The organism is Pseudomonas sp. UBA2684 (genome assembly GCA_002354655.1).
In the GTDB taxonomy this organism is placed as follows: domain Bacteria; phylum Pseudomonadota; class Gammaproteobacteria; order Pseudomonadales; family Pseudomonadaceae; genus Aquipseudomonas.
Window position 1 is genome coordinate 22,399 of record DELY01000034.1, and the last position, 24,984, is coordinate 47,382.

At 60.6% G+C, this 24,984-nt stretch carries 25 protein-coding genes; 5 read left to right on the top strand and 20 right to left on the bottom strand.

The window, feature by feature from the left end; all coding sequences use genetic code 11:
- Positions 1–309: 309 nt before the first annotated feature.
- Complete coding sequence (rne, locus tag B3M58_RS11100; protein ID WP_296219137.1) at positions 310–3,315, top strand: ribonuclease E; 3,006 nt, start codon at positions 310–312, stop codon at positions 3,313–3,315.
- Between the two features lie 92 nt (positions 3,316–3,407).
- On the opposite strand, the gene murB is transcribed toward rne, so the two are convergent.
- The 8 genes from murB to B3M58_RS11140 all read right to left on the bottom strand — a co-directional run bounded on the left by murB (position 3,408) and on the right by B3M58_RS11140 (position 10,273).
- Positions 3,408–4,427, bottom strand: coding sequence for a UDP-N-acetylmuramate dehydrogenase (gene murB / locus B3M58_RS11105; RefSeq protein ID WP_296219138.1), 1,020 nt, complete (start codon positions 4,425–4,427; stop codon positions 3,408–3,410).
- On the bottom strand, positions 4,424–4,888 hold the full coding sequence (locus B3M58_RS11110) for a low molecular weight protein-tyrosine-phosphatase (protein WP_296219140.1): 465 nt from the start codon (positions 4,886–4,888) through the stop codon (positions 4,424–4,426). Before B3M58_RS11110 ends, murB begins: the two co-directional genes overlap by 4 nt.
- Positions 4,888–5,652 (bottom strand): 3-deoxy-manno-octulosonate cytidylyltransferase, encoded by a 765-nt coding sequence (gene kdsB / locus B3M58_RS11115; RefSeq protein WP_296219142.1) that lies wholly within the window; start codon positions 5,650–5,652, stop codon positions 4,888–4,890. Before kdsB ends, B3M58_RS11110 begins: the two co-directional genes overlap by 1 nt.
- Positions 5,653–5,838 (bottom strand): Trm112 family protein, encoded by a 186-nt coding sequence (locus B3M58_RS11120; RefSeq protein WP_090442371.1) that lies wholly within the window; start codon positions 5,836–5,838, stop codon positions 5,653–5,655.
- Between the two features lie 73 nt (positions 5,839–5,911).
- A complete protein-coding gene (lpxK, locus tag B3M58_RS11125; RefSeq protein WP_296219144.1) occupies positions 5,912–6,916 on the bottom strand; it encodes a tetraacyldisaccharide 4'-kinase in 1,005 nt (334 codons plus the stop codon).
- A 13-nt stretch (positions 6,917–6,929) separates the two neighbouring features.
- Positions 6,930–7,358 carry an ExbD/TolR family protein gene (locus B3M58_RS11130; protein WP_296219146.1) on the bottom strand — a complete coding sequence of 143 codons (429 nt, stop codon included), beginning with the start codon at positions 7,356–7,358 and terminating at the stop codon, positions 6,930–6,932.
- Entirely contained in the window at positions 7,355–7,987 is a 633-nt protein-coding gene (locus B3M58_RS11135; protein ID WP_296219147.1) for a MotA/TolQ/ExbB proton channel family protein, read from the bottom strand. The genes B3M58_RS11130 and B3M58_RS11135 overlap by 4 nt, the downstream gene beginning before the upstream one ends.
- Before the next feature lie 72 nt (positions 7,988–8,059).
- Entirely contained in the window at positions 8,060–10,273 is a 2,214-nt protein-coding gene (locus tag B3M58_RS11140; RefSeq protein ID WP_296219247.1) for a DNA internalization-related competence protein ComEC/Rec2, read from the bottom strand.
- A gap of 152 nt (positions 10,274–10,425) precedes the next feature.
- Between B3M58_RS11140 and B3M58_RS11145 the strand changes: the two genes are divergently transcribed.
- Positions 10,426–10,953, top strand: a complete 528-nt coding sequence (locus B3M58_RS11145; protein ID WP_296219148.1) for a DUF2062 domain-containing protein — start codon at positions 10,426–10,428, stop codon at positions 10,951–10,953.
- A 57-nt stretch (positions 10,954–11,010) separates the two neighbouring features.
- On the opposite strand, the gene B3M58_RS11150 is transcribed toward B3M58_RS11145, so the two are convergent.
- Genes B3M58_RS11150 through B3M58_RS11160 form a run of 3 tightly spaced genes read right to left on the bottom strand, consistent with a single transcriptional unit; the run spans position 11,011 to position 14,196 of the window.
- Positions 11,011–12,255: a lipoprotein-releasing ABC transporter permease subunit gene (locus B3M58_RS11150; protein WP_296219149.1), complete on the bottom strand. Its 1,245-nt coding sequence runs from the start codon at positions 12,253–12,255 to the stop codon at positions 11,011–11,013.
- Positions 12,255–12,938: a lipoprotein-releasing ABC transporter ATP-binding protein LolD gene (gene lolD / locus B3M58_RS11155; protein WP_296219249.1), complete on the bottom strand. Its 684-nt coding sequence runs from the start codon at positions 12,936–12,938 to the stop codon at positions 12,255–12,257. The genes B3M58_RS11150 and lolD overlap by 1 nt, the downstream gene beginning before the upstream one ends.
- Positions 12,939–12,945: 7 nt before the next feature.
- A complete protein-coding gene (locus B3M58_RS11160) occupies positions 12,946–14,196 on the bottom strand; it encodes a lipoprotein-releasing ABC transporter permease subunit (protein WP_296219150.1) in 1,251 nt (416 codons plus the stop codon).
- A gap of 237 nt (positions 14,197–14,433) precedes the next feature.
- Here B3M58_RS11160 and B3M58_RS11165 point away from each other — a divergent pair, with 237 nt between their 5' ends.
- Genes B3M58_RS11165 through B3M58_RS11175 form a run of 3 tightly spaced genes read left to right on the top strand, consistent with a single transcriptional unit; the run spans position 14,434 to position 16,048 of the window.
- Positions 14,434–15,018 (top strand): PilZ domain-containing protein, encoded by a 585-nt coding sequence (locus B3M58_RS11165; protein ID WP_296219151.1) that lies wholly within the window; start codon positions 14,434–14,436, stop codon positions 15,016–15,018.
- Between the two features lie 8 nt (positions 15,019–15,026).
- Entirely contained in the window at positions 15,027–15,329 is a 303-nt protein-coding gene (locus tag B3M58_RS11170; protein WP_296219152.1) for a phosphodiesterase, read from the top strand.
- Positions 15,326–16,048: a glycerophosphodiester phosphodiesterase gene (locus tag B3M58_RS11175; protein WP_296219153.1), complete on the top strand. Its 723-nt coding sequence runs from the start codon at positions 15,326–15,328 to the stop codon at positions 16,046–16,048. Before B3M58_RS11170 ends, B3M58_RS11175 begins: the two co-directional genes overlap by 4 nt.
- Before the next feature lie 173 nt (positions 16,049–16,221).
- Here the strand turns inward: B3M58_RS11175 and sthA are convergent, their stop codons facing one another.
- From sthA to B3M58_RS11220, 9 genes are all read right to left on the bottom strand, one after another.
- Positions 16,222–17,616, bottom strand: a complete 1,395-nt coding sequence (sthA, locus tag B3M58_RS11180) for a Si-specific NAD(P)(+) transhydrogenase (RefSeq protein WP_296219154.1) — start codon at positions 17,614–17,616, stop codon at positions 16,222–16,224.
- A gap of 123 nt (positions 17,617–17,739) precedes the next feature.
- Positions 17,740–17,970 carry a (Na+)-NQR maturation NqrM gene (gene nqrM / locus B3M58_RS11185; RefSeq protein WP_296219155.1) on the bottom strand — a complete coding sequence of 77 codons (231 nt, stop codon included), beginning with the start codon at positions 17,968–17,970 and terminating at the stop codon, positions 17,740–17,742.
- Positions 17,967–18,992, bottom strand: coding sequence for an FAD:protein FMN transferase (locus tag B3M58_RS11190; RefSeq protein ID WP_296219156.1), 1,026 nt, complete (start codon positions 18,990–18,992; stop codon positions 17,967–17,969). Before B3M58_RS11190 ends, nqrM begins: the two co-directional genes overlap by 4 nt.
- 2 nt (positions 18,993–18,994) lie before the next feature.
- Positions 18,995–20,221, bottom strand: a complete 1,227-nt coding sequence (nqrF, locus tag B3M58_RS11195) for an NADH:ubiquinone reductase (Na(+)-transporting) subunit F (protein ID WP_296219157.1) — start codon at positions 20,219–20,221, stop codon at positions 18,995–18,997.
- A gap of 15 nt (positions 20,222–20,236) precedes the next feature.
- The gene (nqrE, locus tag B3M58_RS11200) at positions 20,237–20,845 is read right to left on the bottom strand and encodes an NADH:ubiquinone reductase (Na(+)-transporting) subunit E (protein WP_090238197.1); all 609 of its coding nucleotides are present in this window, start codon (positions 20,843–20,845) and stop codon (positions 20,237–20,239) included.
- Positions 20,845–21,519: an NADH:ubiquinone reductase (Na(+)-transporting) subunit D gene (locus tag B3M58_RS11205; protein WP_296219158.1), complete on the bottom strand. Its 675-nt coding sequence runs from the start codon at positions 21,517–21,519 to the stop codon at positions 20,845–20,847. The genes nqrE and B3M58_RS11205 overlap by 1 nt, the downstream gene beginning before the upstream one ends.
- A complete protein-coding gene (locus tag B3M58_RS11210; RefSeq protein WP_296219159.1) occupies positions 21,516–22,304 on the bottom strand; it encodes a Na(+)-translocating NADH-quinone reductase subunit C in 789 nt (262 codons plus the stop codon). The genes B3M58_RS11205 and B3M58_RS11210 overlap by 4 nt, the downstream gene beginning before the upstream one ends.
- Entirely contained in the window at positions 22,297–23,508 is a 1,212-nt protein-coding gene (locus B3M58_RS11215; protein WP_296219160.1) for an NADH:ubiquinone reductase (Na(+)-transporting) subunit B, read from the bottom strand. The genes B3M58_RS11210 and B3M58_RS11215 overlap by 8 nt, the downstream gene beginning before the upstream one ends.
- Positions 23,509–23,511: 3 nt before the next feature.
- Entirely contained in the window at positions 23,512–24,849 is a 1,338-nt protein-coding gene (locus B3M58_RS11220) for a Na(+)-translocating NADH-quinone reductase subunit A (protein ID WP_296219161.1), read from the bottom strand.
- Positions 24,850–24,984 lie beyond the last annotated feature (135 nt).

Below are 24,984 nucleotides of genomic sequence, written 5' to 3' on the forward strand. Positions count from 1 at the left end.
TTCTGCGAGCGGCACCCGATTTTCAGCGATACGTGTAGGGTGGAGATGTACAACTGCCGGTCTGCGTAGCAATTAGCTTTATCGAAGACGCTTCATCTCGTCCGCTACCAGCAGCTGATTCCTCCTCCTGATTAGTGCTTTCTGTCACATACAGCAAGCAGGAGACGTCTGTCGCGACCCAGCCCAACTGGCTGACTGTCGCTTGACAATGAAACGATTTACGACCGTTTCTGACGCGCCTGACACCGACCCTGAGAGTCGTGTGTGCCGAACGCCGTTTCCGTCAGCACCGGAAACCGACGGTACTACATGAAAAGAATGCTGATTAACGCAACTCAACCCGAAGAGTTGCGTGTTGCTCTGGTCGACGGCCAACGCCTGTACGATCTGGACATTGAATCGGGCGCTCGCGAGCAAAAAAAGGCCAACATCTATAAAGGTCGCATTACTCGCGTTGAACCGAGCCTCGAAGCCGCCTTCGTCGACTTCGGCTCCGAACGTCACGGTTTCCTCCCGCTCAAAGAAATTTCCCGCGAATACTTCAGTAAGGCCCCCGAAGGCCGCGTCAATATCAAAGACGTGCTCAAGGAAGGCCAGGAAGTCATCGTCCAGGTCGAAAAAGAAGAGCGTGGCAACAAGGGCGCAGCCCTCACCACCTTTATCAGCCTGGCTGGCCGCTACCTGGTACTGATGCCGAACAACCCGCGCGCCGGCGGTATCTCGCGACGCATCGAAGGTGAAGAGCGTAACGAACTGCGCGAAGCACTGAACGGCCTCGACGCACCGGTCGACATGGGCCTGATCGTGCGCACCGCCGGCCTCGGTCGCTCCAGCGAAGAAATGCAGTGGGACCTCGATTACCTGCTGCAACTGTGGAGCGCCATCAAAGAAGCCTCGCTGGACCGCGCCGCGCCTTTCCTGATTTACCAGGAAAGCAACGTGATCATCCGCGCCATCCGTGACTACCTGCGTCAGGATATCGGCGAAGTACTGGTCGACAGCGTTGAAGCACAGCAGGAAGCCCTGAGCTTCATCAATCAGGTGATGCCGCAGTACGCCAGCAAGATCAAGCTGTACGAAGACAGCGTGCCGCTGTTCAACCGCTTCCAGATCGAAAGCCAGATCGAAACCGCATTCCAGCGCGAAGTGAAATTGCCGTCTGGCGGCTCCATCTTCATCGACCCAACCGAAGCCCTGGTGTCTATCGACATCAACTCGGCACGCGCGACCAAAGGCAGCGATATCGAGGAAACTGCACTGCAGACCAACCTCGAAGCCGCTGAAGAGATCGCCCGCCAGTTGCGCCTGCGCGACATCGGCGGCCTTATCGTCATCGACTTCATCGACATGACGCCGGCGAAGAACCAGCGTGCCGTGGAAGAAAAAGTCCGCGAAGCCCTGGAAGCCGACCGCGCCCGCGTGCAAGTCGGCCGCATCTCGCGTTTCGGCCTGCTGGAAATGTCGCGTCAGCGTCTGCGCCCGTCGCTTGGCGAAACCAGCGGTATCGTCTGCCCGCGCTGCAACGGTCAAGGCATCATCCGTGACGTCGAATCGCTGTCGTTGGCGATCCTGCGCCTGATCGAAGAAGAAGCCCTGAAAGACCGCACCGCCGAAGTCCGCGCCCAGGTACCAATCCCGGTCGCCGCCTTCCTGCTCAACGAAAAACGCAACTCGATCACCAAGATCGAACTGCGTACCCGTGCACGCATTGTCATCCTGCCGAACGATCACCTGGAAACGCCGCACTTCGAAGTACAGCGCATCCGTGACGACAGCCCGGAAGCACAGAGCACGCAAACCAGCTACGAAATGGCCACGGCAGAGGTCGAAGAAGAGAAGCAGGCCAGCGCCACGCGCACCCTGGTTCGCCAGGAAGCTGCGATCAAAGCTGCGCCACAACGTGCAGCGCCGCTGCCAGAAACAGTAGTCGCTACGCCCGTCGCAACAGCCGAACCAAGCCTGTTCAAAGGCCTGGTCAAGTCGCTGGTCAGCCTGTTTGCCGGCAAGGAAGAAGAAAAACCTGCCGTCATCGAGAAGAAAGCCAGCGAACGCCCGCAGCGTAGCGATGAGCGTCGTAACGGTCGCCAGCAGAACCGCAGCCGCGGCGGTCGTCGCGACGAAGAGCGCAAGCCACGCGAAGAGCGTGCACCTCGTGAAGAACGTGCGCCGCGCGAAGAGCGTCAGCCGCGTGCCGCCCGTGAGGAACGTGCACCGCGTGAAGAACGCACTCCACGCGATGCCGTTGAAGTGCGTGAACCGCAAGAGGTGCGTCAGTCCCGCCCTCCGCGTGAAGAGCGCCAACCTCGCGAGCGCAAGCCGCGTGAAGAGCGCGCGCCGCGCGAACTGCGTGAGCCGCTGGACACCCCGGAAAGCAGCACTGGCGCGACTGGCACTGAAGAAGTTCGGGCTGAGCGTCCGCAACGCGAGCCGCGTCAACCGCGCCCGCCGCGCGAAGAGCGTCAGCCGCGCACCGAACAGGCGGCGCCAGCCGATGAAGAAGTGCTGAATAGCGAAGAGCAGCTGCAAGACGATGAGCAGGATGGTGGCGAAGGCGGTGATCGTCCTCGCCGCCGCTCGCGCGGTCAGCGTCGTCGCAGCAATCGTCGTGAACGTCAGCGCGATGCCAACGGCAACCTGATCGAAGGCGAAGAAACCGCTGAAGACAATGCCGAAACAGCATCGACGCTGGTCGTGGCCGCAACTGTTGCCGCCGAACTGGCCAGCACTGAACCTGCCGTGACCGAGCAGCCTGCTCAGGAAGCTGCGGCGCCAGTCGTTGTACCAGCACCAGTCGTTGAGCCGAGCAGCCCTGTTGCAGAAGCCGCCGAAGTCAGCGAAGTCAGCGAAGTCAGCGAAGTCAGCGAAGTCAGCGAAGTCATGGTTGCCGAAGTCAGCGCCCCCGTCGCAACTGAAACCGTGCCGGTTACTGTCGAAGCACCTGTCGCTGTCGCCAGCGAAGAGCAGCCTGAAGCGGTTATTGACAGCGCAGTCGCCGAGCCGGTGGTAGAAGTGCTTGCCGCGCCGGAAGAAGCGCCCGCAGTCGGTAGCAATGGCCGCGCGCCAAACGATCCTCGCGAAGTGCGTCGCCGTCAGCGCGAAGCCGAGCGCCTGGCCCGTGAAGCAGTCGAAGCACCTCACGTCGAGGCCGCTGCACAAGAAGCGGACGCAGAACCAGCCGTTGTCCGCGCCGAAATCGACGAAGCGCAACAAGCGCCAGCGGTTGAGGCCGGCGAGCCAGAAAGCACACCGGCTAGCGAAAGCACTGCCGAAACTGAACAGCAGCAGGATGAACATGCGGTAAAACCGCAAGTCTGAAGCCGCTCAGCGCAATAAAAAGGGGATGCTTCGGCATCCCCTTTTCATTTCTGTGCACTCATGATGCTGAACGCTACACGACTTAGTTCCGGCTAAAGTACGTTAGGTTCGACTTCCAAGCTGACCGCAAAGCGCTGAGCAATATCGGCCTGGATACGTTGCGCCAGCGCCAATAATTGCTGCCCGGTGGCCTGACCATAGTTGACCAGCACCAAGGCTTGCAGACGGTGCACCCCCGCATCGCCATCACGGAAGCCCTTCCAGCCAGCCCGCTCGATCAACCAGCCGGCCGCCAGCTTCACCCGGCCATCGGCCTGCGGATACGCCACCAGATCGGCATGCTCGCCGCGCAAACGCTGCGCCAACTCGGCAGACACCAGCGGGTTCTTGAAAAAGCTCCCGGCATTGCCCAGCACCGCCGGATCGGGCAGTTTTTCACTGCGAATCGCACAGATCGCCTGACTGACATCCATAGCCGTCGGCAGCGCAATGCCCTGCTCGGCCAAACGCTGGCGAACCGGGCCGTAGTCCACGTGCAGCGACGCGGTACGGCTCAAGGCGAAACGCACCCGCAGAATCACCCAGCGCCCGGCTTCGCGCTTGAACAGGCTGTCGCGGTAGGCAAAGGCGCAGTCCGCCAGGGAAAACTCGCGTAACTCGCCACTCTGCCGATCCAGCGCGGTCAACCCGGCGAAGACATCCTTCAGCTCGACGCCATAAGCGCCGATATTCTGCACCGGGGCTGCGCCCACGGTACCGGGAATCAGGCTGAGATTTTCCAGGCCGGCAAAGCCCTGCGCCAGTGTCCATTGCACAAACGGGTGCCACGGCTCACCCGCCTCTGCCTCGATGACAACCCGCTCGCCATCATCGCTTAGCACGCGAATGCCGCGACTGGCCATGCGCAACACCAGGGCCGCGACATCGGCGGTTAGCAGCAGGTTGCTGCCACCGCCGAGCAACAGCAGCGGCAGTTGCTGCGCCGTCGCGTAAGCCAGCGCCTGCCCGACCTGCTGATCATCCTGCGCCTCGGCAAAGTGGCTGGCCTGGGCCTCGACGGCAAAGCTGTTGTAGGGTTTGAGCGACACCTGGGTCTGAATATGCAGGTTCATAGCCGCCCCTTGAGCTCAATCATCAGGGCATCGCAGGCCTGCTCAAGCAGATCCAGCACCTGCTCAAAGCCGGCCTCGCCGCCGTAATAAGGGTCGGGCACTTCGTCCAGTTCGAGCTGATAACGGCGCAGAAACAGATCCAGCTCGGTCGACGCATTGCTTGGGCGCAGCTGCTGCAGGTCATGCAGGTTGCTGTTGTCCATCGCCAGAATCAGGTCAAAGGCGTGAAAATCCGCGGCCTTGACCTGCCGGCCGCGTAGCGCAGACAAATCATAGCCACGCTGCTGCGCCGCCTGGCGAGTACGGATATCCGCCGCCTTGCCCACGTGCCAGTCGCCGGTGCCGGCCGAGCCGACCTCGATCCGCCCTTCCAGTCCGGCTGCACGCAGCTTGTGGCGCAACACGCCTTCGGCCGTAGGCGAGCGGCAGATATTGCCCAGGCAAACGAACAGAACACGCATCAAGCCCCCAGCAGGCGCCGAACGCGCTCCAGATCTTCTGGCGTATCGACCCCGGCCGGCGGCGCTTCCAGGGCATCGGCGACATGGATACGCACGCCATGCCAGAGCGCGCGTAGCTGCTCCAGGCACTCGGTGTCTTCCAGCCAGCACGGGCCCCAGGCGACGAAGTCGTGGAGAAACCCCGCGCGGTAGGCGTAGATGCCAATATGCCGACGGTACGGCACGTCAGCGGGCAGCTCGTCACGGCTCTTGGCGAAGGCATCACGGGCCCAGGCCAGCGGCGCACGACTGAAGGTCAGGGCCAGGCCGCTCTTGTCGCTGACCACCTTGACCACATTGGGGTTGAACAGCGCCTGCACATCCTCGATCGGCTCGGCCAGGGTGGCGATTGCCGCTTGCGGATTGGCCGCCAGGTTGGCCGCCACTTGGTCGATGATGCGTGGTGGAATCAGCGGCTCATCGCCCTGCACGTTGACCACGATGGCGTCGCTGGTCAGGCCTAGGGCCGTGGCCACTTCGGCCAGACGGTCGGTGCCGGAATTATGCTCGACGCGGGTCAACACCACCTCGGCACCAAAGCCGCGGCACACCTCGACGATGCGCGCATCATCGGTCGCCACCACCACCTGTTGCGCGCTGCTTTTGCACGCTTGCTCCCAGACATGCTGGATCATCGGCTTACCAGCGATATCTTGCAGCGGCTTGCCGGGCAACCGGCTGGAGGCGTAACGCGCCGGAATCACAACGGTAAAAGCGCGGCTCATTTACTTATCCAGGCGTTCGTCGACGTTCAGGGTACGGGCTTCGCTTTCCAGCATCACGGGGATGCCATCGCGCACCGGAAAAGCCAATGCATCGGCCTTGCAGATCAGCTCGCTTTTATCGGCAGCCAGCTTCAGCGGGCCCTTGCACAGTGGGCAAGCCAAGATATCGAGTAGTTTCGGGTCCATGGGAAGTCCTTGGTAGAAAGCGGCGGCAATCGATAAGCGTGTGTTAGCGGGCGTGCAACCGCTGGCTGAACAACTACCGAGCCAGGGGCAGCAAGCGGGCCAGCTGCGTGTCGAACCAGTTGACGAACGCCGGAGAAGGCTGAGCATCCACCGGCAAGTACCACCAGTCGTCAGCGGCAAAGGCCCGGCACTTCACCGCATCCTTTTCCGTCATCAGCACAGGCAGAGCCGGGCTGAAATCCAGCAACTCGGCGCTGTACGGCGCATGGTCGGCAAAAGCATGCGGAATCGGTCGCCAGTGTAGCGTCTCGAGCGTACTGAAGAAACGCTGCGGGTTGCCAATGCCTGCCACGGCATGCAGGCGCTGCTGTGGCGGGAAATGCGTCAGTGGGCGCTGCTCGCCACTGCGCAGATGGACCAATGCACGGGGCTGCAAACTGAAGGCATAGCCGCCTTCTGGGTCACTGGCGGCACCGTTGTAGAGCAAGGCGTCGACACTGTGCAGGCGTTCGACTGGCTCACGCAGCGGCCCAGCCGGCAGGCAACGGCGATTGCCCAGGCCGCGCGCCGCATCGATCAGCACCAGCTCCAGGTCGCGAGCCAGACGGTAATGCTGCAAGCCGTCGTCGCTGAGAATCAGGTCCAACGGTTCTGCCGCCAACAAAGCCTGCACCGCACGCCCACGATCTGGATCGATCATGAGCGGCACGCCACTGCGTTGGACGATCAACAGCGGCTCGTCGCCAGCAACGCTGGCCGACTGATCGGCCCGCACCCGCCAAGGGAAATGTGCCGGTTTGGCAGCATAGCCACGACTGACCACGCCAACCTTGAGACCACGGCTACGGCAATGCTCGATCAGCCAGAGAATCAGTGGAGTTTTACCGGTACCGCCGACGGTGATGTTACCCACCACCAGCACCGGCACTGGCGCACGGTAGATGCGCCCCTCACCGGCCAGGAAACGCGCACGCTTGCGCTGCACCACATGTCGATAGAGCAGCTCCAGCGGTCGCAGTAAGGCCAGTGCCGGATGCCCGGCGTACCAGGCAGCCAGTAAACGATCGGAAAGTGCCATCAGCAAGCCACCTTCAAGGCGTCGCCTGCGCCTCGACCGTGGTGATGCGCAGGTGGGCAAAACCCAGCTTGCCGGCGGCATCCATGGCCGTAATCACCGCTTGGTGTGGCGTTTGGGCATCGGCGCTGATGGTCAGCGGCAGGCTGTTATCACCCGCCGATTCCTTTTGTAGCGCAGCCATCAGGCTATTGAGGTCGCTTTTCAACAGCGGCTGCGCGTTCAGCGAGTAACTGCCATCGGCAGCAATCAACACTTCCAGCTGTTTCAGTTCGGTCTGCTCCGGCGGCGTGCCGCTGGCGGCTTCCGGCAGATCGACCTTGAGCTGGGTCTCACGGGTAAAGGTAGTAGTGACCACGAAAAACAGCAGCAGGATAAACACCACGTCGATCAACGAGGCCAGGTTGATTTCGACGTTCTCCCGCGGTTTGCGCCGGAATTTCACGCCTTGCCCTCGCTCAAATCGACGTCACGGTCACCCTGCACCACTTCCACCAGCTTGATCGCTTCCTGTTCCATGCCGACCACCAGCTCATCGACCCGGCGTTGCAGGTAACGGTGAAAGAACAGCGCCGGGATCGCCACCATCAAACCGGCGGCGGTGGTGATCAGCGCCTTGGCGATACCGCCGGCGAGCAGCGAGGCATTACTCATGCCCGAGCCCATAAAGGAACTGAAAATCTCGATCATGCCCAGCACAGTACCAAGCAGGCCGAGCAGCGGCGCAATACCGGCAATCGTGCCGAGTGCGTTGAGGTAGCGTTCCAGCTCATGGATGACCCGCGCCGCCGCCTCCTCGATGCACTCTTTCATGATCTCGCGACCATGCTTGGAGTTGGCCAGACCAGCCGCCAGAATCTGCCCCAGCGGCGAGTTGCCGCGCAGCTCTTTGAGCTTCTGGTTGTTCAGCTGTTTGTCTTTGATCCAGCGCCACACCTGGCCAAGCAGATTAGGCGGCGTGACACGGCTCGGTCGCAGAGTCCAGAGGCGCTCGGCAATGATGCCGGCCGCAGCGATAGAACACAGAATGATTGGCAGCATGATCCAGCCGCCAGCTTTGACCAGTTCCCACACGGTGGCAAATCCCCTTCGCAAAAGTGGCGCCACTCTAGCATAGGGCCGATGCCTCGCCGACCGCTGCGGTTCTCATTTTTCCCGCCAGAACCGTGGGCGATGCCGCAAACCGTGCGCGTCTGTAAAGGCGCCTAATTGCACCCGCACCGCGCCCTGCTCGACCGTATCGTAGAGCCGCGCGGACACCGCCTCGTAGCGAGCAACCACCGCCGGATGCGGATGACCGAACGCATTGTGCTGGCCGCGTGAAATTAGCGCCGCTTGCGGGGCGACAGCCTCCAGCAAGGCCTCGGAGGACGAACTGCGGCTGCCATGATGCGGTGCCAACAACCAGTCAGCACGCACATCCAGACCGCTGTCGAGCAAGGCCCGCTCGGCACGGCTATCGATATCGCCGGTCAACAGCAGGCGCTCGCCAGCTGCCTCGACCAGCAGTACACACGAGGCCTGGTTGCCATCGCCGGCCTTCGCCCAGCGCCAGGTGGTCAAGTGCACTTCGTCCCACTGCCAGCGATGCCCTGAAACACACTCACGCGCCTGTAGAACGGTAGGTAACTCGGCAACCTCGCCGCTGACAACCTGCTCGACGGGCATTCCCCGCTGAATCGCCGGCGCACCACCGGCATGGTCGTTATCGGCGTGGCTGATCAGCAGCATATCGAGCCGGCGCACATCCAGAGCCCGCAATGAAGGCAACACGATGCGCTCGCCGACATCGAAATCGCCAAACCGCGGCCCGGCGTCATACAGCAATGCATGCTCGCGGGTACGCAGCAAAACCGCTAAGCCCTGCCCGACATCCAGCATCCAGACCTCGGCCTGGCCCTGCGGCGGCCGCTCTGCCGGGGTGTACAACAACGGCAACAGCATGACCCAGCCCAAACCGCGCAACGGCACGCCGGCCGGCAATAACAGTAACAAAGCCCCGAGCGTTACCAGCAGCCAGGCCCATAACGGCAATGCGCTGGGCAACCAGGCCGGCAGCCAGGTGGCAATCTGCGCCAACAGGCCAAACAACACATCGAGCAACCCACCGGCCAGCCACAACAGCGACTCGCCAACCACTGGCACCGGCAGCAACAACGTGCCGAACAAGGCCAGCGGCACCACAACCAGGCCAACCCAAGGCACTGCAATCAAGTTGGCCAGAGGGCCGCTCGCGCTGACCGGCAAGCCCAAGGCCAACAACAACGGCAGCAAGCCGATTGCCATCGCCCACTGCGCCCGCCCCAGCGTGTGCCACCAGCGCCAGGCGCCTAGACGGCCACTGAAAATCAGAATCAGCACCGCCACCGCACCGAAGGACAACCAAAAGCCTGGCTGCAGACTGGCCAAGGGTTCCACCAGCAAAACCGCCAGCAAGGCCACCAACAACGGTAACCAGGCACCCAGATGACGAAATCGCCAGCGCCACAACAACACCAGACCGACCATCACACAAGCCCGCCGCACCGGCACCTCGAAACCCGCCAGCAAGCCGTAGCCGAGCGCACCGGCAAACGCCAGGCCACAGGCCCAAGGCAACCAAGGCCAACGCCGCGGCCACCAGCCCAAGCGCGCCAGACCGGCAACCAAGCCATAGAGCAAACCCGCCATCAGGCCGATATGCTGGCCGGAAATCACCAGCAAATGCACCGTGCCGGTATCTTGTAACACTCGCCAGTCGGCGACTGTCAGCCCCGAACCATCGCCCAACACCAGGGCCGCCAGCGCCCCTTCGCGGCCCTGCGCATCACTGGCGAGCAGGCGTTGGCGCAGAGCATCGCGCCAGGCCCCCGAACCCCGAGCGACCTGCACACGCTGACCGCTTTTCACCGTACCGGTGGCACCGATGCGCTGCGCCAACAGCCAGGCTTCGTAATCGAAGGATTGTGGATTGACCAAGCCATGCGGACGCTTCAACCGTACCGCAAGGCGCCAGACTTCGCCGGCCTGCAAGTGTGGACCGCCATACCAGGCGATACGCAGCCGCGCCGGCAACTCGGCGCGGCGTGACTGCGCCTGCTGCACCTGAAAACGCACCACGCCATCGCTGACCTCTGGCAGGCCAACCACGCGACCTTGCAACCACAAGGTACGGCCATCGAGCTCAGGCGCCAGACGATCATCCAACGCCGACTGCGCACTGAGGCACGCCCAACTGAAACCGAAGAGGAAAAGTGCCAGCGGATAGCTGCGAAACGGCAGGAGCATCAAGCCCATTACCGGCAGCAGATACAGAACCCAAACAGGCGGCAGCGTCGGCAAGAATCGCAGCACAAGCAAACCTGCCAGCAGCGCTAACATCCCTAAGCGCATGACCACACACTCCCTGAGACCCTATTCCATGGGTCTAACCAAACGATCAGTTTTCACTTATTTGCTGTCACAAAGTGCGACAGCAGGCCGCCATTAATCTGTGCATAATATCGACGCTTTTAGCCTGCCAGAGAGCCCTCATGCCGCGTCGTTTATTCAAGCGCTACATGCCTAACCCAGAACGCATCAAGGGCAACAAATCCCTGCGTTTTCTCGGCACGCTGATTCACGACCCGAACCTCTGGCACCTCAACCGTCACTCCGTTTCCCGCGCCATGGCGATCGGTTTGTTCTGGGCAATGATTCCGATGCCCATGCAGATGATCGCCGCCGCCGCCGTGGCCATTCCGGCCCGAGCGAACCTGCCGATTTCGATTGGCCTGGTCTGGCTGACCAATCCGATCACCATGCCACCGGTGTTCTATTGCAGCTACAAGTTCGGTGCCTGGTTGAGCAGTACCCCAACCTTGCAAATGCCCGACCAGATCACCCTAAGTTGGATCGGTCACGTCTTACAAACCCACTGGCAACCGCTGTATCTGGGCTCATTTGTCTTGGGTCTGCTGCTGGCGCTGCTGGGCTACTTGGCCACCAATACCTACTGGCACTGGTGGGTGCGGCACAACTGGCGCAAACGCCAGGAAAAACGCCGCAACCGCGACAGCTAACTGTGAAACAAAAAAGCCGTTACTCAGTAACGGCTTTTTTCTGCATGCAAGACTAGCTTACTCGTAGCGTAATGCCTCGGCTGGCTGAATCCGCGCCGCCCGCCAGGACGGATACAACGTGGCCAAGAAGCTCAAGCTGAACGCTGCACCGCAGATCAGCAGTACATCCGAGAGCAACAACTCGGACGGCAGGTTGCTAATGAAATAGACATCGGAACTGAGCACCTGCTGGCCACTCACCCGCTCGATCCATCCCACCAGTTGACTGACATTCAGCGCCGCCAAGATTCCCAGCGTGCCGCCGATCAGCGTGCCAATCGCGCCAATCACCGTACCTTGCACCATGAAGATGCCCATGATTTGCCGCGGCGTTGCGCCAAGGGTACGCAGGATGGCGATATCCGCGCCCTTGTCGGCCACCACCATGATCAACGTGGCGATGATATTGAACGCGGCCACCGCAACGATCAGCAGCAGCAACAGACCGATCATAGTCTTTTCCATCTTCATCGCGCTGAACAAGCTGCCCTGGGTCAGGGTCCAGTCACTCGCGCGATACCCCTCGCCCAGCTCGGCGACTATCGCCGCCGACACCTGTGGCGCCTGGTACAGGTCTTTCAACTTCAAGCGCACACTCTGCACCTGGCCAGGCTGCATGCGCTGAATCTGCGCGGCATCGGCCACGTGCAGCACGGCCAGCGAGCTATCCAGTTCGGCACCCACCTTGAACACGCCAACCACGTTGATCCGCTGCATGCGCGGGGTAATACCACCGGGCACCGAGCTGATCTCGGGCACGATCAAGGCCAGCTTGTCACCGATCTTCAGCTGAAAGCGCCGCGCGGTGATTTCGCCGATGACGACGCCAAACTCGCCGGCTTTCAAGTCCGCCAAACGCCCTTGCACCATGTGCTCGGCAATAATCGAGACCTGTGAATCCAACTGCGGATCGACCCCATGCAGCTGAATCGGCTGCATCGCCCCACGAAACGACAACATGCCTTCCAGCTCGGCAAATGGCACGGCAGCCAGTACCTGTGGATTCTTGCGGGCGGTCGCGGCCAAGGTCTGCCAATCATCCAGCGGCTGCACCCCGGAAATGCTGGCATGCGGCACCGTCCCGAGGATGCGTGTACTCATTTCCTTCTGAAAGCCATTCATCACCGACAGCACAACAATCATCGCCAGGACGCCCAAGGCGAGGCCGATCATCGAGGTCAGCGAGATAAAGGAAATGAAATGGTTGCGCCGCTTCGCCCGCGTATAACGCGTGCCGATGAAGATGCTCAGAGGGCGAAACATCAGGCAGCCACCAACTTGCCGTCTTCCAGGCGCAGGATGCGGTCCATCTGCCTGGCCAGTTGCATATCGTGGGTCACCACCAGGAAGGCGGTCTGCGACGAGTCGCTCAGCTCCTTCATCAAATCCTGAATGCCCTGTGCGGTGTGGTGGTCGAGGTTGCCGGTCGGCTCATCGAGCAACACCAATCCCGGCTGATTGACCAGCGCGCGGGCAATCGCCACACGCTGGCGCTCGCCACCGGACAGCTCCGCCGGCTTGTGCGCCAAGCGGTGGCCCAAGCCAACCCGCTCAAGCAAAGAGGTCGCCCGCTGACGCGCCTCGCTAATTGGCGTGCGGCCAATCAGCAGCGGCATGCAGACGTTTTCCAGGGCAGTGAACTCGGCCAGCAAATGGTGAAACTGATAGACGAAACCCAACGAGCGATTGCGCAGCAAGCCGCGCTCCTTTTCATTCAGCGCCGAAAGCTCTTCGCCAGCCAACCACACGCTACCGGTGCTGGGCGTATCCAGACCGCCGAGCATGTTCAGCAAGGTACTTTTACCGGAGCCCGAACTGCCGACGATCGCCATGCGCTCGCCAGGGTGCAGTTCCAGCTGCAAGTCATCCAGTACCACTACGGTCTGGGGACCTTCGTCATAGCTTTTGCTGAGGTTGCGGCAACTCAGGACGGCGCGATCATGCATAACCGGATTACTCATAGCGCAAGGCCTCCGCGGGCTGGGTGCGCGCCGCGCGCCAGGCCGGGTAAAGGGTGGCGAGGAAACTCAGGAGCAAGGCGGCGCCGCACACCTGCAGCACATCCGCCCACATCAACTGCGACGGCAGGTAGTCGATGAAATAAACGTCGGCATTGAGGAATTTCATCCCCAGCACGCGCTCCAGGGCGGCGATGCCGGCACTGACGTTCAGCGCGGCGAAAATCCCCAGCACGGCGCCGATGGCCGTGCCGACGACCCCGATCACCGTGCCCTGGACCATGAAAATCGCCATGATCTGTCGCGGCGTCGCGCCCAAGGTACGCAAGATCGCGATATCGCCCTTTTTGTCGGTGACCACCATGACCAAGGTCGAGATGATATTGAATGCAGCCACCGCAACGATCAGCAGCAAGAGTAGGCCGATCATGGCTTTCTCCATGCGGATCGCCTGGTACAGGTTGCCATGGGTGCGGGTCCAGTCGCGCGCATAGTACTCGCGATCACCCAGCGTTTGCGCCAACTCCCAGGCGGTGCGCGGCGCTTGGAAGAGGTCGGCGAACTTCAGCCGAATCCCCTGCACCTGGTCCGCTTGGTGGCGCTGCAAACGGGCCAGATCCTGGATATGGGTCATCGCCAGGTAGCCGTCGATCTCGCCAGCGCCAACATGGAAAATACCGACCACGGTGAAGCGCTTGAGCCGCGGAAACATGCCTGCTGGCGTGACCGTGACTTCTGGTGCAACGAAGGTAATTTTATCGCCGAGGCCAACGCCGAGCTTGGCTGCGGCCTTGTCGCCGATCACCATGCCGAAGTCACCGGCTTTGAGGTCCTGCAAACGACCCTGCTGGAAGAAGTCGCCGATGATTGAAACCTTCGGTTCTTCCTGCGGATCAATCGCATTGATCAGGACTTTCTGCACCTTGCCGTCATGCGTCAGCAAACCCTGCATCTGGCTGAAAGGCGCCACGGCCAACACCTGCGGGTTCTTCAACGCCTGATCGCCGAGGCTGCGCCAGTCGCTGATCGGTGTGGCACTTTCGACGGTGGCGTGCGGCACCATGCCAAGCACGCGGGTGCGCATCTCATGGTCGAAGCCATTCATCACCGACAGCACCACGATCATCACCAGCACACCCAGTGCCAGCCCGATCATCGAAGTCAGGGAAATGAAGGAAACGAAATGATTGCGGCGTTTGGCGCGCGTGTAGCGCGTACCAATAAATACGAACAGAGGTCTGAACATGTCGGGGCTGGTTCGAGGGAAAGAGGAACGTCCATGTGGCGGGGCTTGGCAAGCAGCCTTACAGGCCACCGAAAAACTACTGCGCTAGACTATGCAGCGTTGAAATCACCCTCACAATGCTCATGTACCATTCGTACATTGCGCTTTTTCGGCTGATTTCGCCTTACCTAGCCTTCGCTCGCTACGCTTTTCAACGGCCTGATACACTCAGACCACTACTGCTGCCATGGGTTCGCCATGTCGACTCAAGATGAAGATGACCGCCGCGAATACTATCGTATCGACGATACGATCGCACTGGATTTCACCCCACTGACGGGCGCCGAAGCGCTGGCCAGTGATGAGCTTCACGACAGCTCGCCACTGTTCAACCTGCTCAGCGAGTTGCACCTGATGGACTTCGAGTCGCAGCATTTGCTGCGGCACATCAGCGAGCGCGACCGCACCCTGGCCAATTACCTGAAAGTCATGAACAAGCGCATCGACCTGCTCGGCCAGGCCGTTGCCCAGAGCTTGCTGCGCGATATCGGCACACCGAGAAAGGTCAGCCTGTCCGAAGGCGGTGTGAGCTTCAACAGCGCGCACGGGGTTGCCAACGGCACCCACCTGGCCATCAAAATGGTGCTGATGCCGCAAGCGCTGGGGCTACTGTTGCGGGCCAAGGTGATCCATTGCCGCGCACTGGCTGACCAACAATTCGAGATTGGTACCGAGTTCGAAGCGTTGACCGACGCACAACGGCAATTGCTGGCCCGGCATATCCTGCAACGTCAGGCCCTGGAACGTCGCCAAGCCCGCGAACAGCCCCACGCCTCCGGATGAGAGCCGCTATGCCACGTCTTTTACTGCTCCTCGCCTTCTGGCTACCGCTCGCCAGCGTTGCCGAAACGCTGCAAATCCCCCTCGGTGAACAAGGCGCGGTGGCCGGCCAACTGCCGGTGCGTGGCGAGTCGCAGCGCGCCGTACTGGAACGCTTCGGCCTGGCCGATGAAGAACACCCCGCCGTCGGCCAGCCCCCCATTACCCGCTGGGATTACCGCGAATTCAGCGTGTACTTCGAGCACAACCATGTGATCAATAGCGTGCGCCATCACCAACCGCGCGCCGCCATGCCCGATAAGGAATCACCGTGACCCTGATTTATGGCCACCGCGGCGCCAAAGGCGAAGCACCGGAAAACACCCTGAACAGTTTTCAGCAATGCCTGGAGCATGGCGTGCGGCGCTGTGAGCTGGATTTGCACCTGTCGCGCGATGGCGAACTGATGGTGATTCACGACCCCAGCCTGAAACGCACCACCGGCCACCGCGGCAAGGTGGTCGAGCATGACGCCGCCGAACTGGTGAGTTATGACGCGCGCAAAGGTGGCCCAGGCTGGATAACGCCCTGCCCCATTCCGCGCCTGGCTGAACTGTTCGACAAGTGCGACTTCGAACACTGGCAACTGGAAGTCAAAAGCGCGTCGAAAGTTCGCGCCGCGCGCACGGTCGAAGCAATCGCCGAACTGGCCAAGCGCCACGGCATCCTCGACAAGATTACCGTCACCTCCAGCTCACGCGAGGTACTGGCGGCCCTGAAGCGTCTGACGCCCGAGCTATCGCGCGGCCTGGTTGCCGAGTACGCCTGGCTTGACCCGCTGAAAGTGGCCCGCCATTACGGCTGTGACGTGCTCGCGCTGAACTGGACCCTGTGCACCCCGGAGCGTCTGCTGAAAGCACAGAAAGCCGGGCTGCATGTCTCGGTATGGACGGTCAACGAGCCCGCCTTGATGCGCCGGCTTGCCGATTTCGGAGTGGACAGCATCATCACCGACTTTCCTGGACTTGCCGTGCAGACGCTGGGAAGCGCCTAGGCTGGGCTTCGTCGCTGCCCCCTCACCCCAACCTAGCGCACATAAAAAAACCGGCCACCAGGGCCGGTTCTTCATTAAGCCTGATCAGAAACTTTCGCGATTGGGCCAACGCCAGTCGCAGGAGTCACTGAACGGGTCCTCCCCGGCCGGCTCAGGCCACCGGCCGGAGCCGCTCAAAAAAGCCGGTTAAGACCGTCGAACGCAGCCACCCGATAGGCTTCGGCCATGGTCGGGTAGTTGAAGGTGGTATTGACGAAATACTTGATGGTATTGGCCTCCCCCTTCTGATTCATGATCGCCTGACCGATATGCACGATCTCCGAAGCCTGATAGCCGAAGCAATGTACGCCGAGCACTTCCAGGGTTTCGCGGTGGAACAGCAGCTTCAGCATGCCCACCGGCTCGTGAGAAATCTGCGCCCGCGCCATGCCCTTGAAGAAGGCCTTGCCCACTTCGTAGGGGATCTTGGCCTGGGTCAGTTCGCGCTCGGTTTTGCCGATCGAGCTGATCTCCGGAATGGTGTAGATGCCGGTTGGCACATCATCGACGAAGCGCCAGCTGCCATTATCGACGATGCTGCCGGCCGCCGAGCGGCCCTGGTCGGCCGCCGCGCTGGCCAGGCTCGGCCAGCCGATCACGTCGCCAGCGGCGTAGATGTTCGACACCGGGGTGCGGTAATTCTGGTCGACTTCGATCTGCCCACGGCTGTTGACCTTGATGCCGATATTCTCCAGGCCAAGCTGATCGGTGTTACCGGTACGGCCGTTGCACCAGAGGAAGGCGTCGGCCTTGATCTTCTTGCCAGACTTGAGGTGCAGGACTACGCCGTTCTCCACCCCTTCGACGCTTTCGTACTCTTCGTTATGGCGAATCAGCACGTTGTTGTTGCGCAGGTGATAGCTCAGCGCATCGGAGATTTCCGCATCGAGGAAACTCAGCAACTGGTCGCGGTTGTCGATCAGATCGACCAGTACGCCCAGGCCGCTGAAGATCGAGGCGTACTCGGAACCGATCACTCCGGCACCATAGATGATGATGCGCCGCGGCGTGTGGGTCAGGCTGAGGATGGTATCGCTGTCGTAGATACGCGGGTGGTGGAAGTCCACATCCACTGGGCGGTAAGGCCGCGAACCGGTGGCGATGACAATCTGCTTGGCCACCAGCTTTTCCACTACACCGTTGGCGCAGACCACTTCAATGGTGTGCTCGTCGGCGAAGCTGCCGGTGCCGAAAAACACGTCGATACGGTTGCGCGCGTAGTAGCCGGTGCGCGAGGTCACCTGCTTGGCAATGACTCGCTCGGCGCTTTTCAGTACGTCAGGGAAGGAAAACCAGCGTGGTTCGCCGATCTGGCGGAACATCGGGTTGGTGTTGAATTGCATGATCTGCCGCACCGAATGGCGCAGCGCCTTGGACGGGATGGTGCCCAGGTGGGTGCAGTTGCCGCCGACCTCGCGGCGGCTGTCGACCACCGCCACCTTGCGCCCGGCCTTGGCCGCGTTCATCGCCGCGCCTTCACCCGCAGGGCCAGAACCCAGCACCACTACGTCGTAGTTGTAGACCGCCATGTTTACTCCTTCAGATCACACCGGAGCGCTTATGACGCACCCGCGGCAGGGCCGACGCTGCAAGCAGCCCGGCAATCGATATCTTCACCGCAACAGCCTAAAGCGCCGGCAGTCGTGCAACGGTTAGCGCTTGGTCGCGTCGTACGCCAAATCTGCCGGAGCAGCAGCACTGGCATCGCGGTTGACCTCTTCGCACTTCTCACGGCTACCGCCGCAAATCGAACATTCCTTTTCGATGCCGAGGTTGGCAATGCCGCCACAAGAGCCGGCAATGGGTTTGCGCCCCATGATTACACCAATAGCCATCATGCCAACGACCAGCACCATGACCAGAAACACCACCAAGAACGTCATTGCTCTTCTCCTGCAGCGAATAGCTGCTCGAAAGCGGGAGTACTCCGTGTGACGAAGGCTTCGCCGTCACGGGTCACGAAAAATGCCGCAATACCCGCCTGCTCGGCATAGGCGAAACCCCGCTCGGGGCCCAGCACCATCAACAGGGTCGACAAGCCATCGGCGCGCAGCGTTGAGGCATCAGCCACAGTCACCGCAGCCAGCTTGTGGGTAATCGGCGCACCGGTCAGCGGGTCGAGGGTATGCGAGTAGCGTACGCCGTTCTGTTCAAAGTAGTTGCGGTAGTCGCCAGAGGTGGAGATACCGTAGCCATCCAGTTGCAGAATTTTCTGCGCTACCCGCTGATCGTCGCGCGGCGCCTCGATAGCCACACGCCAAGGCTGGCCATCGGGCTTCCTGCCGGCGGCTTTCAGTTCGCCGGTAACATCCACCAAGTAACTACTGACGCCCAATTCCCCCAGACGCGCGATGATCCGGTCGACGGTGTAGCCGGCGGCAATGCTATTGAGGTCGAGTTGGACCGCGACGTCCTTGCACAGTTGTTGGCCGTCGATACGCAGGTGTTGATGGCCCATGCGCTGACGCGCCTCGGCCAGCTGCGCGGCGGTCGGCACCCGCTCGGCACGCGCCTGCGGGCCGAAGCCCCACAGGTTGAGCAACGGCTCCAGGGTCAGGTCGAAAGCCCCCGCGCTCTGCTGCGACAGCAACTCACCCACGCGCACCAACTCCAGCATGCCCTCGGGCATGGCCAGGCAACTGCCGGCCGGCGCACGATTGAAAGTGGAAATGAGCGAGTCGTCGCGGTAGGTGGACATTTGCTGGTCAACCTCGGCCAGTATCGCCTCGGCCTCACGCTTGACCGCGTCTAGCTCAGGGGTGTTTTCGCCGGGCACATACTTCACCGAGTAGCTGCTGCCCATGGTCGGGCCGCCGAATTCCTCGATCCGTTCTGAAAACCAGCAGCCCGTTAGAGCGGTCGCCAAGGCGACAGCAATAACGGGCTGGAGTACCGCGTGCATCATGCTTAGCCGCCGAAGTCGTCGAGCAGAATGTTCTCCTGCTCCACACCCAGGTCGGTCAGCAGCTTGATCACCGCCGCGTTCATCATCGGCGGGCCGCACATGTAGAACTCGCAATCCTCCGGAGCCGGATGATCCCTCAGGTAGTTCTCGAACAGTACGTTGTGGATGAAGCCCTTGAGGCCGGTCCAGTTGTCTTCCGGCTGCGGGTCGGACAGCGCCAGATGCCACTGAAAATTCGGGTTCTCCGCCTGCAACTGGTCGTACTCTTCGACATAAAAGGCCTCACGCATGGAGCGCGCGCCATACCAGAAGCTGATCTTGCGCGTGGACTTCAAACGCTTGAGCTGGTCGAAGATGTGCGAACGCATCGGCGCCATGCCAGCGCCACCGCCGACGAAGACCATCTCGGCATCGGTGTCCTTGGCGAAAAACTCGCCGAACGGCCCGTACACGGTGACCTTGTCGCCCGGCTTGAGGCCGAACACCCAGGAGGACATCTTGCCTGGCGGCAGATCGTCCTTACCGGGCGGCGGCGAAGCGATACGGATGTTGAACTTCACCAGCCCGACTTCTTCCGGGTAGTTGGCCATGGAATAGGCACGGATCACCGTTTCCTCGACTTTGGACACGTACTTCCACTGGTTGAACTTGTCCCAATCGCCGCGATATTCCTCTTGGATATCGAAGTCCTTGTAGTGCACTTCGTGCGGCGGGCACTCCAGCTGCACATAACCACCGGCACGGAAGTCGACGCTCTCGCCTTGCGGCAGTTTCAGCGTCAGCTCCTTGATGAAGGTGGCCACGTTGGGGTTGGACTCCACCGTACATTCCCACTTCTTCACGCCGAAGACTTCTTCCGGCACTTCGATCTTCATGTCCTGCTTGACCGGCGTCTGGCAGGATAAACGCCAGCCGGCCTTGGCCTCGCGGCGGGTGAACGCGGCTTCCTCGGTCGGCAGCATTTCGCCACCGCCGCTCTCCACCACGCATTTGCACTGCGCACAGGTGCCACCGCCGCCGCAGGCGGACGAGAGGAACACATTGTTGGCCGCCAAAGTTTGCAGAAGCTTACCGCCGGCTGGCACCACAATGGTTTTTTCGCCGTTGATTTCGATGCTCACATCGCCGCTGGACACCAGCTTGGCGCGCGCCGCGAGAATCACCAGCACCAACGCCAGCACGATGCCGGTGAACATGCCGATGGCGAGAAAGATTTCGTAATTGATCATCTGTTCATCCCTTCCTTACAACTGCACGCCGGAAAAGGACATAAAGCCCAAGGACATCAGACCGATGGTGATGAAGGTAATGCCAAGTCCTTGCAACCCCGCCGGTACGTCGCTGTATTTGAGCTTCTCGCGAATCCCCGCCAATGCGGCAATCGCCAGCGCCCAGGACAGACCCGAACCAAAGCCATACACGGTGCTTTCCGCCAGGTTGTAATCGCGTTCCACCATGAACAAGGTGCCACCCATGATGGCGCAGTTCACCGTAATCAGCGGCAGGAACACGCCCAAGGCGTTGTACAAACTGGGCACGTACTTATCCAGGAGCATCTCGAGGATCTGCACGATGGCGGCGATGACGCCGATGTAGCTGAGCAAGCCGAGGAAGCTCAGGTCGACTTCCGGCAACCCAGCCCAGGCCAGCGCGCCGTCTTTCAGCAGGTAGGTATAGATCAGGTTGTTCGCCGGTACGGTGATCACCTGCACCACGATCACGGCGATACCCAAGCCGATCGCCGTCTCGACTTTCTTCGAGATAGCGATAAAGGTGCACATGCCAAGGAAGAAGGCCAGGGCCATGTTCTCAACGAACACCGCCTTAGCCAGCAAGCTGAGGTAATGCTCCATCAGTAAGCCTCCTTATTGGATACCTGAGGCGCCATCTTGAAACTCGGCTGCTCGATCTGGTCTTTTTTCCAGGCACGAATCCCCCAGATGAACAGACCGATCAGGAAGAACGCCGAAGGCGGCAGCAGCAGCATGCCATTGGGCTGGTACCAGCCACCGTCGTTGATCAGCGGAATGATCTCGTAGCCCATCAGCTTGCCCGCACCAAACAGCTCACGAATGATGCCCAGGGCAATCAACATGACGCTGTAGCCCAGGCCGTTGCCAATACCGTCGAAGAACGACAGCACTGGCGGATTTTGCATGGCAAAAGCTTCGGCGCGGCCCATCACGATGCAGTTGGTGATGATCAGACCGACGAACACCGACAGCTGCTTGGACAGGCTGAAGGCGAAGGCCTTGAGTACCTGATCGACCACAATCACCAGGGAAGCAATGATCACCATCTGCACGATCATGCGGATCGAGCTGGGGATCTGGCTGCGGATCATCGAGATAAACAGGTTCGAGAACCCGGTCACCAAGGTCAGGGCAACCGACATCACCAGGGCAGTTTTCAGGTTCGAGGTCACCGCCAATGCGGAGCAAATACCCAGAATCTGCAGGCCAATCGGATTGTTATTGAAGAGCGGGTTGAGCAGAACTTCTTTAATTGTTGGCTGCGACATGATCAAGCCTCCCCTTTTTGCAAATTGGCGAGGAACTGGGCGAAGCCGTTCTCTCCCAGCCAGAACTGCAGCAGGTTGTTCACCCCGTTCTGAGTCAGCGTAGCGCCAGCCAGACCATCCACCTGATGGGTAGCCTGCGCACTTTGCGCATCGACATTACCTTTGATGATCTGAATCGCCAGCTCACCGTCTTCAGCGAAGACGGTTTTGCCTGGCCACAGGCTTTTCCATTTCGGGTTATCCACTTCGCCACCCAGACCCGGGGTCTCGGCGTGCTGGTAGAAACCGAAACCGGCCACGGTGTTCAGGTCGCCTTTCAGCGCCATGAAGCCGTGCAGCGTCGACCACAAACCATAACCGCGTACCGGCAGGATCACGGTGTCCAGCTTGCCGTCCTGCTCCACCAGATAAACCGTGGTGAAGCGCTCGCGACGCTTGATCGAGGCGATATCGTCGGAACCGCTCAAGGCTTCAGACAGCTTCGGGTCTTTGGAGGACTTCAGTGGGTCGAACGTCGCTGGATTTTGCGCATCGCTGAAGGTCCCGCTGTCGAGATCGACGATGCGCGCACTGATGCGGCTGTCGAACAGCGCCTTGACCTGCGCACCACTCATGCTGGCATCGCCCAGGCCGGCAATTGCCAGAATGCTGCGCTGCTTATCCATCTGGCGGTTTTCCACCTGGGTTGGCTTCAGCGCAACCGCGGCGCCCGCAACAAACACCGAGCACACCAGACAGACCAACAGGGCTACCGTCAGCGTGCGCGCAGTGGATTCTTTTTGACTAGACATTGCGTGCCAGCCTCCGCTTGATATTGGCTTGAACGACGAAGTGGTCGATCAGCGGTGCGAACAAGTTGGCGAACAGGATCGCCAGCATCATGCCTTCCGGGAACGCCGGGTTGACCACGCGGATCAACACCACCATCACGCCGATCAAGGCACCGAAAATCCACTTGCCGGTATTGGTCATGGACGCCGACACCGGGTCGGTGGCCATAAAGAACATACCAAAGGCAAAACCACCCACCACCAAGTGCCAATGCCACGGCATGGCGAACATCGGATTACTTGTCGAGCCGAACACATTGAACAGCAGGCTGAGGCCGACCATGCCCAGCATCACGCCAGCGACGATGCGCCAGGAGGCGATCTTGGTCAGCAGCAACACACCGCCACCGATCATGATCGCCAGGGTGCTGGTTTCGCCGAGCGAACCGTGAATGGTGCCAACAAAGGCGTCCATCCAAGTGATGCCGTTACTCACTACGTTTTCGATGCCGCCGGCAGCCGCCAGACTCAACGAAGTAGCGCCGGCAAAACCATCGACCGCCGTCCATACCGCATCGCCGGACATCTGCGCCGGGTAGGCGAAGAACAGGAAAGCCCGCCCGGTAAGTGCCGGGTTGAGGAAGTTCTTGCCCGTGCCGCCAAACACTTCTTTGCCAATCACTACGCCGAAGCTGATACCCAGCGCCACCTGCCACAGCGGAATGCTGGGCGGCAGAATCAGGGCGAACAGTACGGAGGTCACGAAGAAGCCTTCGTTGACTTCATGTTTGCGGATCGAAGCGAACAGCACTTCCCAGAAGCCGCCGACAATAAAAGCCGTCGCATAAACCGGCAGGAAGTAAGCCGCGCCCTGGATAAAGTTATCCCACAGGCTGTTGGGGTCGAAACCTGCCAGCGACCCGATCAGCGCGAAGCGCCAGCCTTCCTGCGCCGCCAAAAGCTCTGGGCTCTGGGCGAAGATCAGGTTGGCCTGATAACCGGTGTTCCACATGCCGAAAAACATTATCGGGAAGGTACACAACCACACGGTGATCATCATGCGCTTGAGGTCGATACCGTCACGCACGTGGGCGGTGGTCTTGGTTACGCTGCCTGGGCGGTAGAAAAAGGTGTCGATGGCTTCATACAAGGCATACCAGTTTTCAAACTTGCCGCCTTTCTCGAAGTTGTGCTCGATTTTATCGAGGAATGCACGAATACCCATGAGTTACCCCTCCTTCTCGATGCGGGCGAGGTTATCGCGCAGGATCGGGCCATATTCATACTTGCCGGCACACACATAGGTGCACAGCGCCAGGTCTTCTTCATCGAGTTCCAGACAGCCCAGTTTCTGAGCCATCTCGGTGTCGCCGACGATCAGGTAGCGCAGCAGTTGAGTCGGCAAGATATCCAGCGGCATCACGGCTTCGTAGTTACCCACCGGCACCATGGCGCGCGGGCTGCCATTGGTGGTGGTGGAGAAGGCGAACTTCTTCACGGCGTTGAGCTTGGAAACAAAGATGTTCATCACCGAATGCTTGTTTATCCCGGCACGCAGGTAATGCATCAGCTCACGCTCGTGCCCCTCAGCCAGACAGGACACCTGCAGGTGATAGCGCCCCAGGTAGGCAAATGCACCTTGTGCGGTACGACCGCCAAGCACCGAGCCGGAAATCACTCGGTTGTAGCCAACGTGCAACTGCCCGGCCGTGATTTCCTCCAGGCTCGCGCCCAAGCGGGTACGCAACAAACGCGGTTGCTCGACCACCGGCCCCGCCAGGGCCACCACGCGCTCAACCCACAGTTGCCCGCTGGTGAACAGCTTGCCGACGGCAATCACGTCCTGGTAATTGATCGACCAAACGCTCTTGCTGGCGTTGACCGGATCGAGGAAGTGGATGTGGGTACCGGCCAGTCCAGCCGGGTGTGGGCCGGCAAATGCTTCGGTCTGCACATGACTCAGTTGCTCGCCCGGTAAATTGGCGCCGTCGGCCTTGCACAGAAAGACTTTGGCCAGGCAGCTCAACACCTTCAGACCATTTTCAAAGTCCGCGGCATACTCGCCAATGACCAACGCCGGATCGGCGGCCAGCGGGTGGGTATCGATAGCCGTCACGAAAATCGAGCTGGCCACAGCATCGGCGGCCGGCACCTTGCTGAACGGACGCGCACGCAGAGCGGTCCAAAGCCCGGACTGCTGCAAGTTTTCACGAACCTGCGCATCGCTCAGGCTGGCCAGTTGCGCTGCCGGATACTGGGCAAAGCTTATTTGCTCGTCGCCGTCGAGATCGACCACCACCGACTGCAGCACACGCTTTTCACCGCGATGAATCGCGCTGACGACACCGGCACCAGGCGCGGTGTAATTTACCCCGGGTGACTTTTTATCGGAGAACAACACTTGACCGAGCTTGACGCGGTCGCCGACTTGGACATCCATCGTCGGCTTCATACCGTGATAGTCGAAGCCTATGACGGCGACGCTACGTACCGGCCTTGCAGCCTCGATACGCTGCGCCGGCGCGCCTGTTATGGGCAAATCAAGCCCATGTTTTATTTTGATCATAGGTTTGCCTAACCACTGATTTATAAGCTTTTTTTAGAATACGAACACCATCGAAAAGCCTAATAGCTCCACTCACGCCGACAGTACTATTGGCATGAATGATGATAGTGAGCGCGGATAAAAGATCCGTTCGAT

Bases quoted from the DNA above. Each gene is read 5' to 3' on its own strand.
- rne (WP_296219137.1), top strand. From the start codon at position 310: ATGAAAAGAATGCTGATTAACGCAACTCAACCCGAAGAGTTGCGTGTT.
- murB (WP_296219138.1), bottom strand. From the start codon at position 4,427: ATGAACCTGCATATTCAGACCCAGGTGTCGCTCAAACCCTACAACAGC.
- B3M58_RS11110 (WP_296219140.1), bottom strand. From the start codon at position 4,888: ATGCGTGTTCTGTTCGTTTGCCTGGGCAATATCTGCCGCTCGCCTACG.
- kdsB (WP_296219142.1), bottom strand. From the start codon at position 5,652: ATGAGCCGCGCTTTTACCGTTGTGATTCCGGCGCGTTACGCCTCCAGC.
- B3M58_RS11120 (WP_090442371.1), bottom strand. From the start codon at position 5,838: ATGGACCCGAAACTACTCGATATCTTGGCTTGCCCACTGTGCAAGGGC.
- lpxK (WP_296219144.1), bottom strand. From the start codon at position 6,916: ATGGCACTTTCCGATCGTTTACTGGCTGCCTGGTACGCCGGGCATCCG.
- B3M58_RS11140 (WP_296219247.1), bottom strand. From the start codon at position 10,273: ATGTTAGCGCTGCTGGCAGGTTTGCTTGTGCTGCGATTCTTGCCGACG.
- B3M58_RS11145 (WP_296219148.1), top strand. From the start codon at position 10,426: ATGCCGCGTCGTTTATTCAAGCGCTACATGCCTAACCCAGAACGCATC.
- B3M58_RS11150 (WP_296219149.1), bottom strand. From the start codon at position 12,255: ATGTTTCGCCCTCTGAGCATCTTCATCGGCACGCGTTATACGCGGGCG.
- lolD (WP_296219249.1), bottom strand. From the start codon at position 12,938: ATGCATGATCGCGCCGTCCTGAGTTGCCGCAACCTCAGCAAAAGCTAT.
- B3M58_RS11160 (WP_296219150.1), bottom strand. From the start codon at position 14,196: ATGTTCAGACCTCTGTTCGTATTTATTGGTACGCGCTACACGCGCGCC.
- B3M58_RS11165 (WP_296219151.1), top strand. From the start codon at position 14,434: ATGTCGACTCAAGATGAAGATGACCGCCGCGAATACTATCGTATCGAC.
- B3M58_RS11170 (WP_296219152.1), top strand. From the start codon at position 15,027: ATGCCACGTCTTTTACTGCTCCTCGCCTTCTGGCTACCGCTCGCCAGC.
- sthA (WP_296219154.1), bottom strand. From the start codon at position 17,616: ATGGCGGTCTACAACTACGACGTAGTGGTGCTGGGTTCTGGCCCTGCG.
- nqrM (WP_296219155.1), bottom strand. From the start codon at position 17,970: ATGACGTTCTTGGTGGTGTTTCTGGTCATGGTGCTGGTCGTTGGCATG.
- B3M58_RS11190 (WP_296219156.1), bottom strand. From the start codon at position 18,992: ATGATGCACGCGGTACTCCAGCCCGTTATTGCTGTCGCCTTGGCGACC.
- nqrF (WP_296219157.1), bottom strand. From the start codon at position 20,221: ATGATCAATTACGAAATCTTTCTCGCCATCGGCATGTTCACCGGCATC.
- nqrE (WP_090238197.1), bottom strand. From the start codon at position 20,845: ATGGAGCATTACCTCAGCTTGCTGGCTAAGGCGGTGTTCGTTGAGAAC.
- B3M58_RS11210 (WP_296219159.1), bottom strand. From the start codon at position 22,304: ATGTCTAGTCAAAAAGAATCCACTGCGCGCACGCTGACGGTAGCCCTG.
- B3M58_RS11215 (WP_296219160.1), bottom strand. From the start codon at position 23,508: ATGGGTATTCGTGCATTCCTCGATAAAATCGAGCACAACTTCGAGAAA.
- B3M58_RS11220 (WP_296219161.1), bottom strand. From the start codon at position 24,849: ATGATCAAAATAAAACATGGGCTTGATTTGCCCATAACAGGCGCGCCG.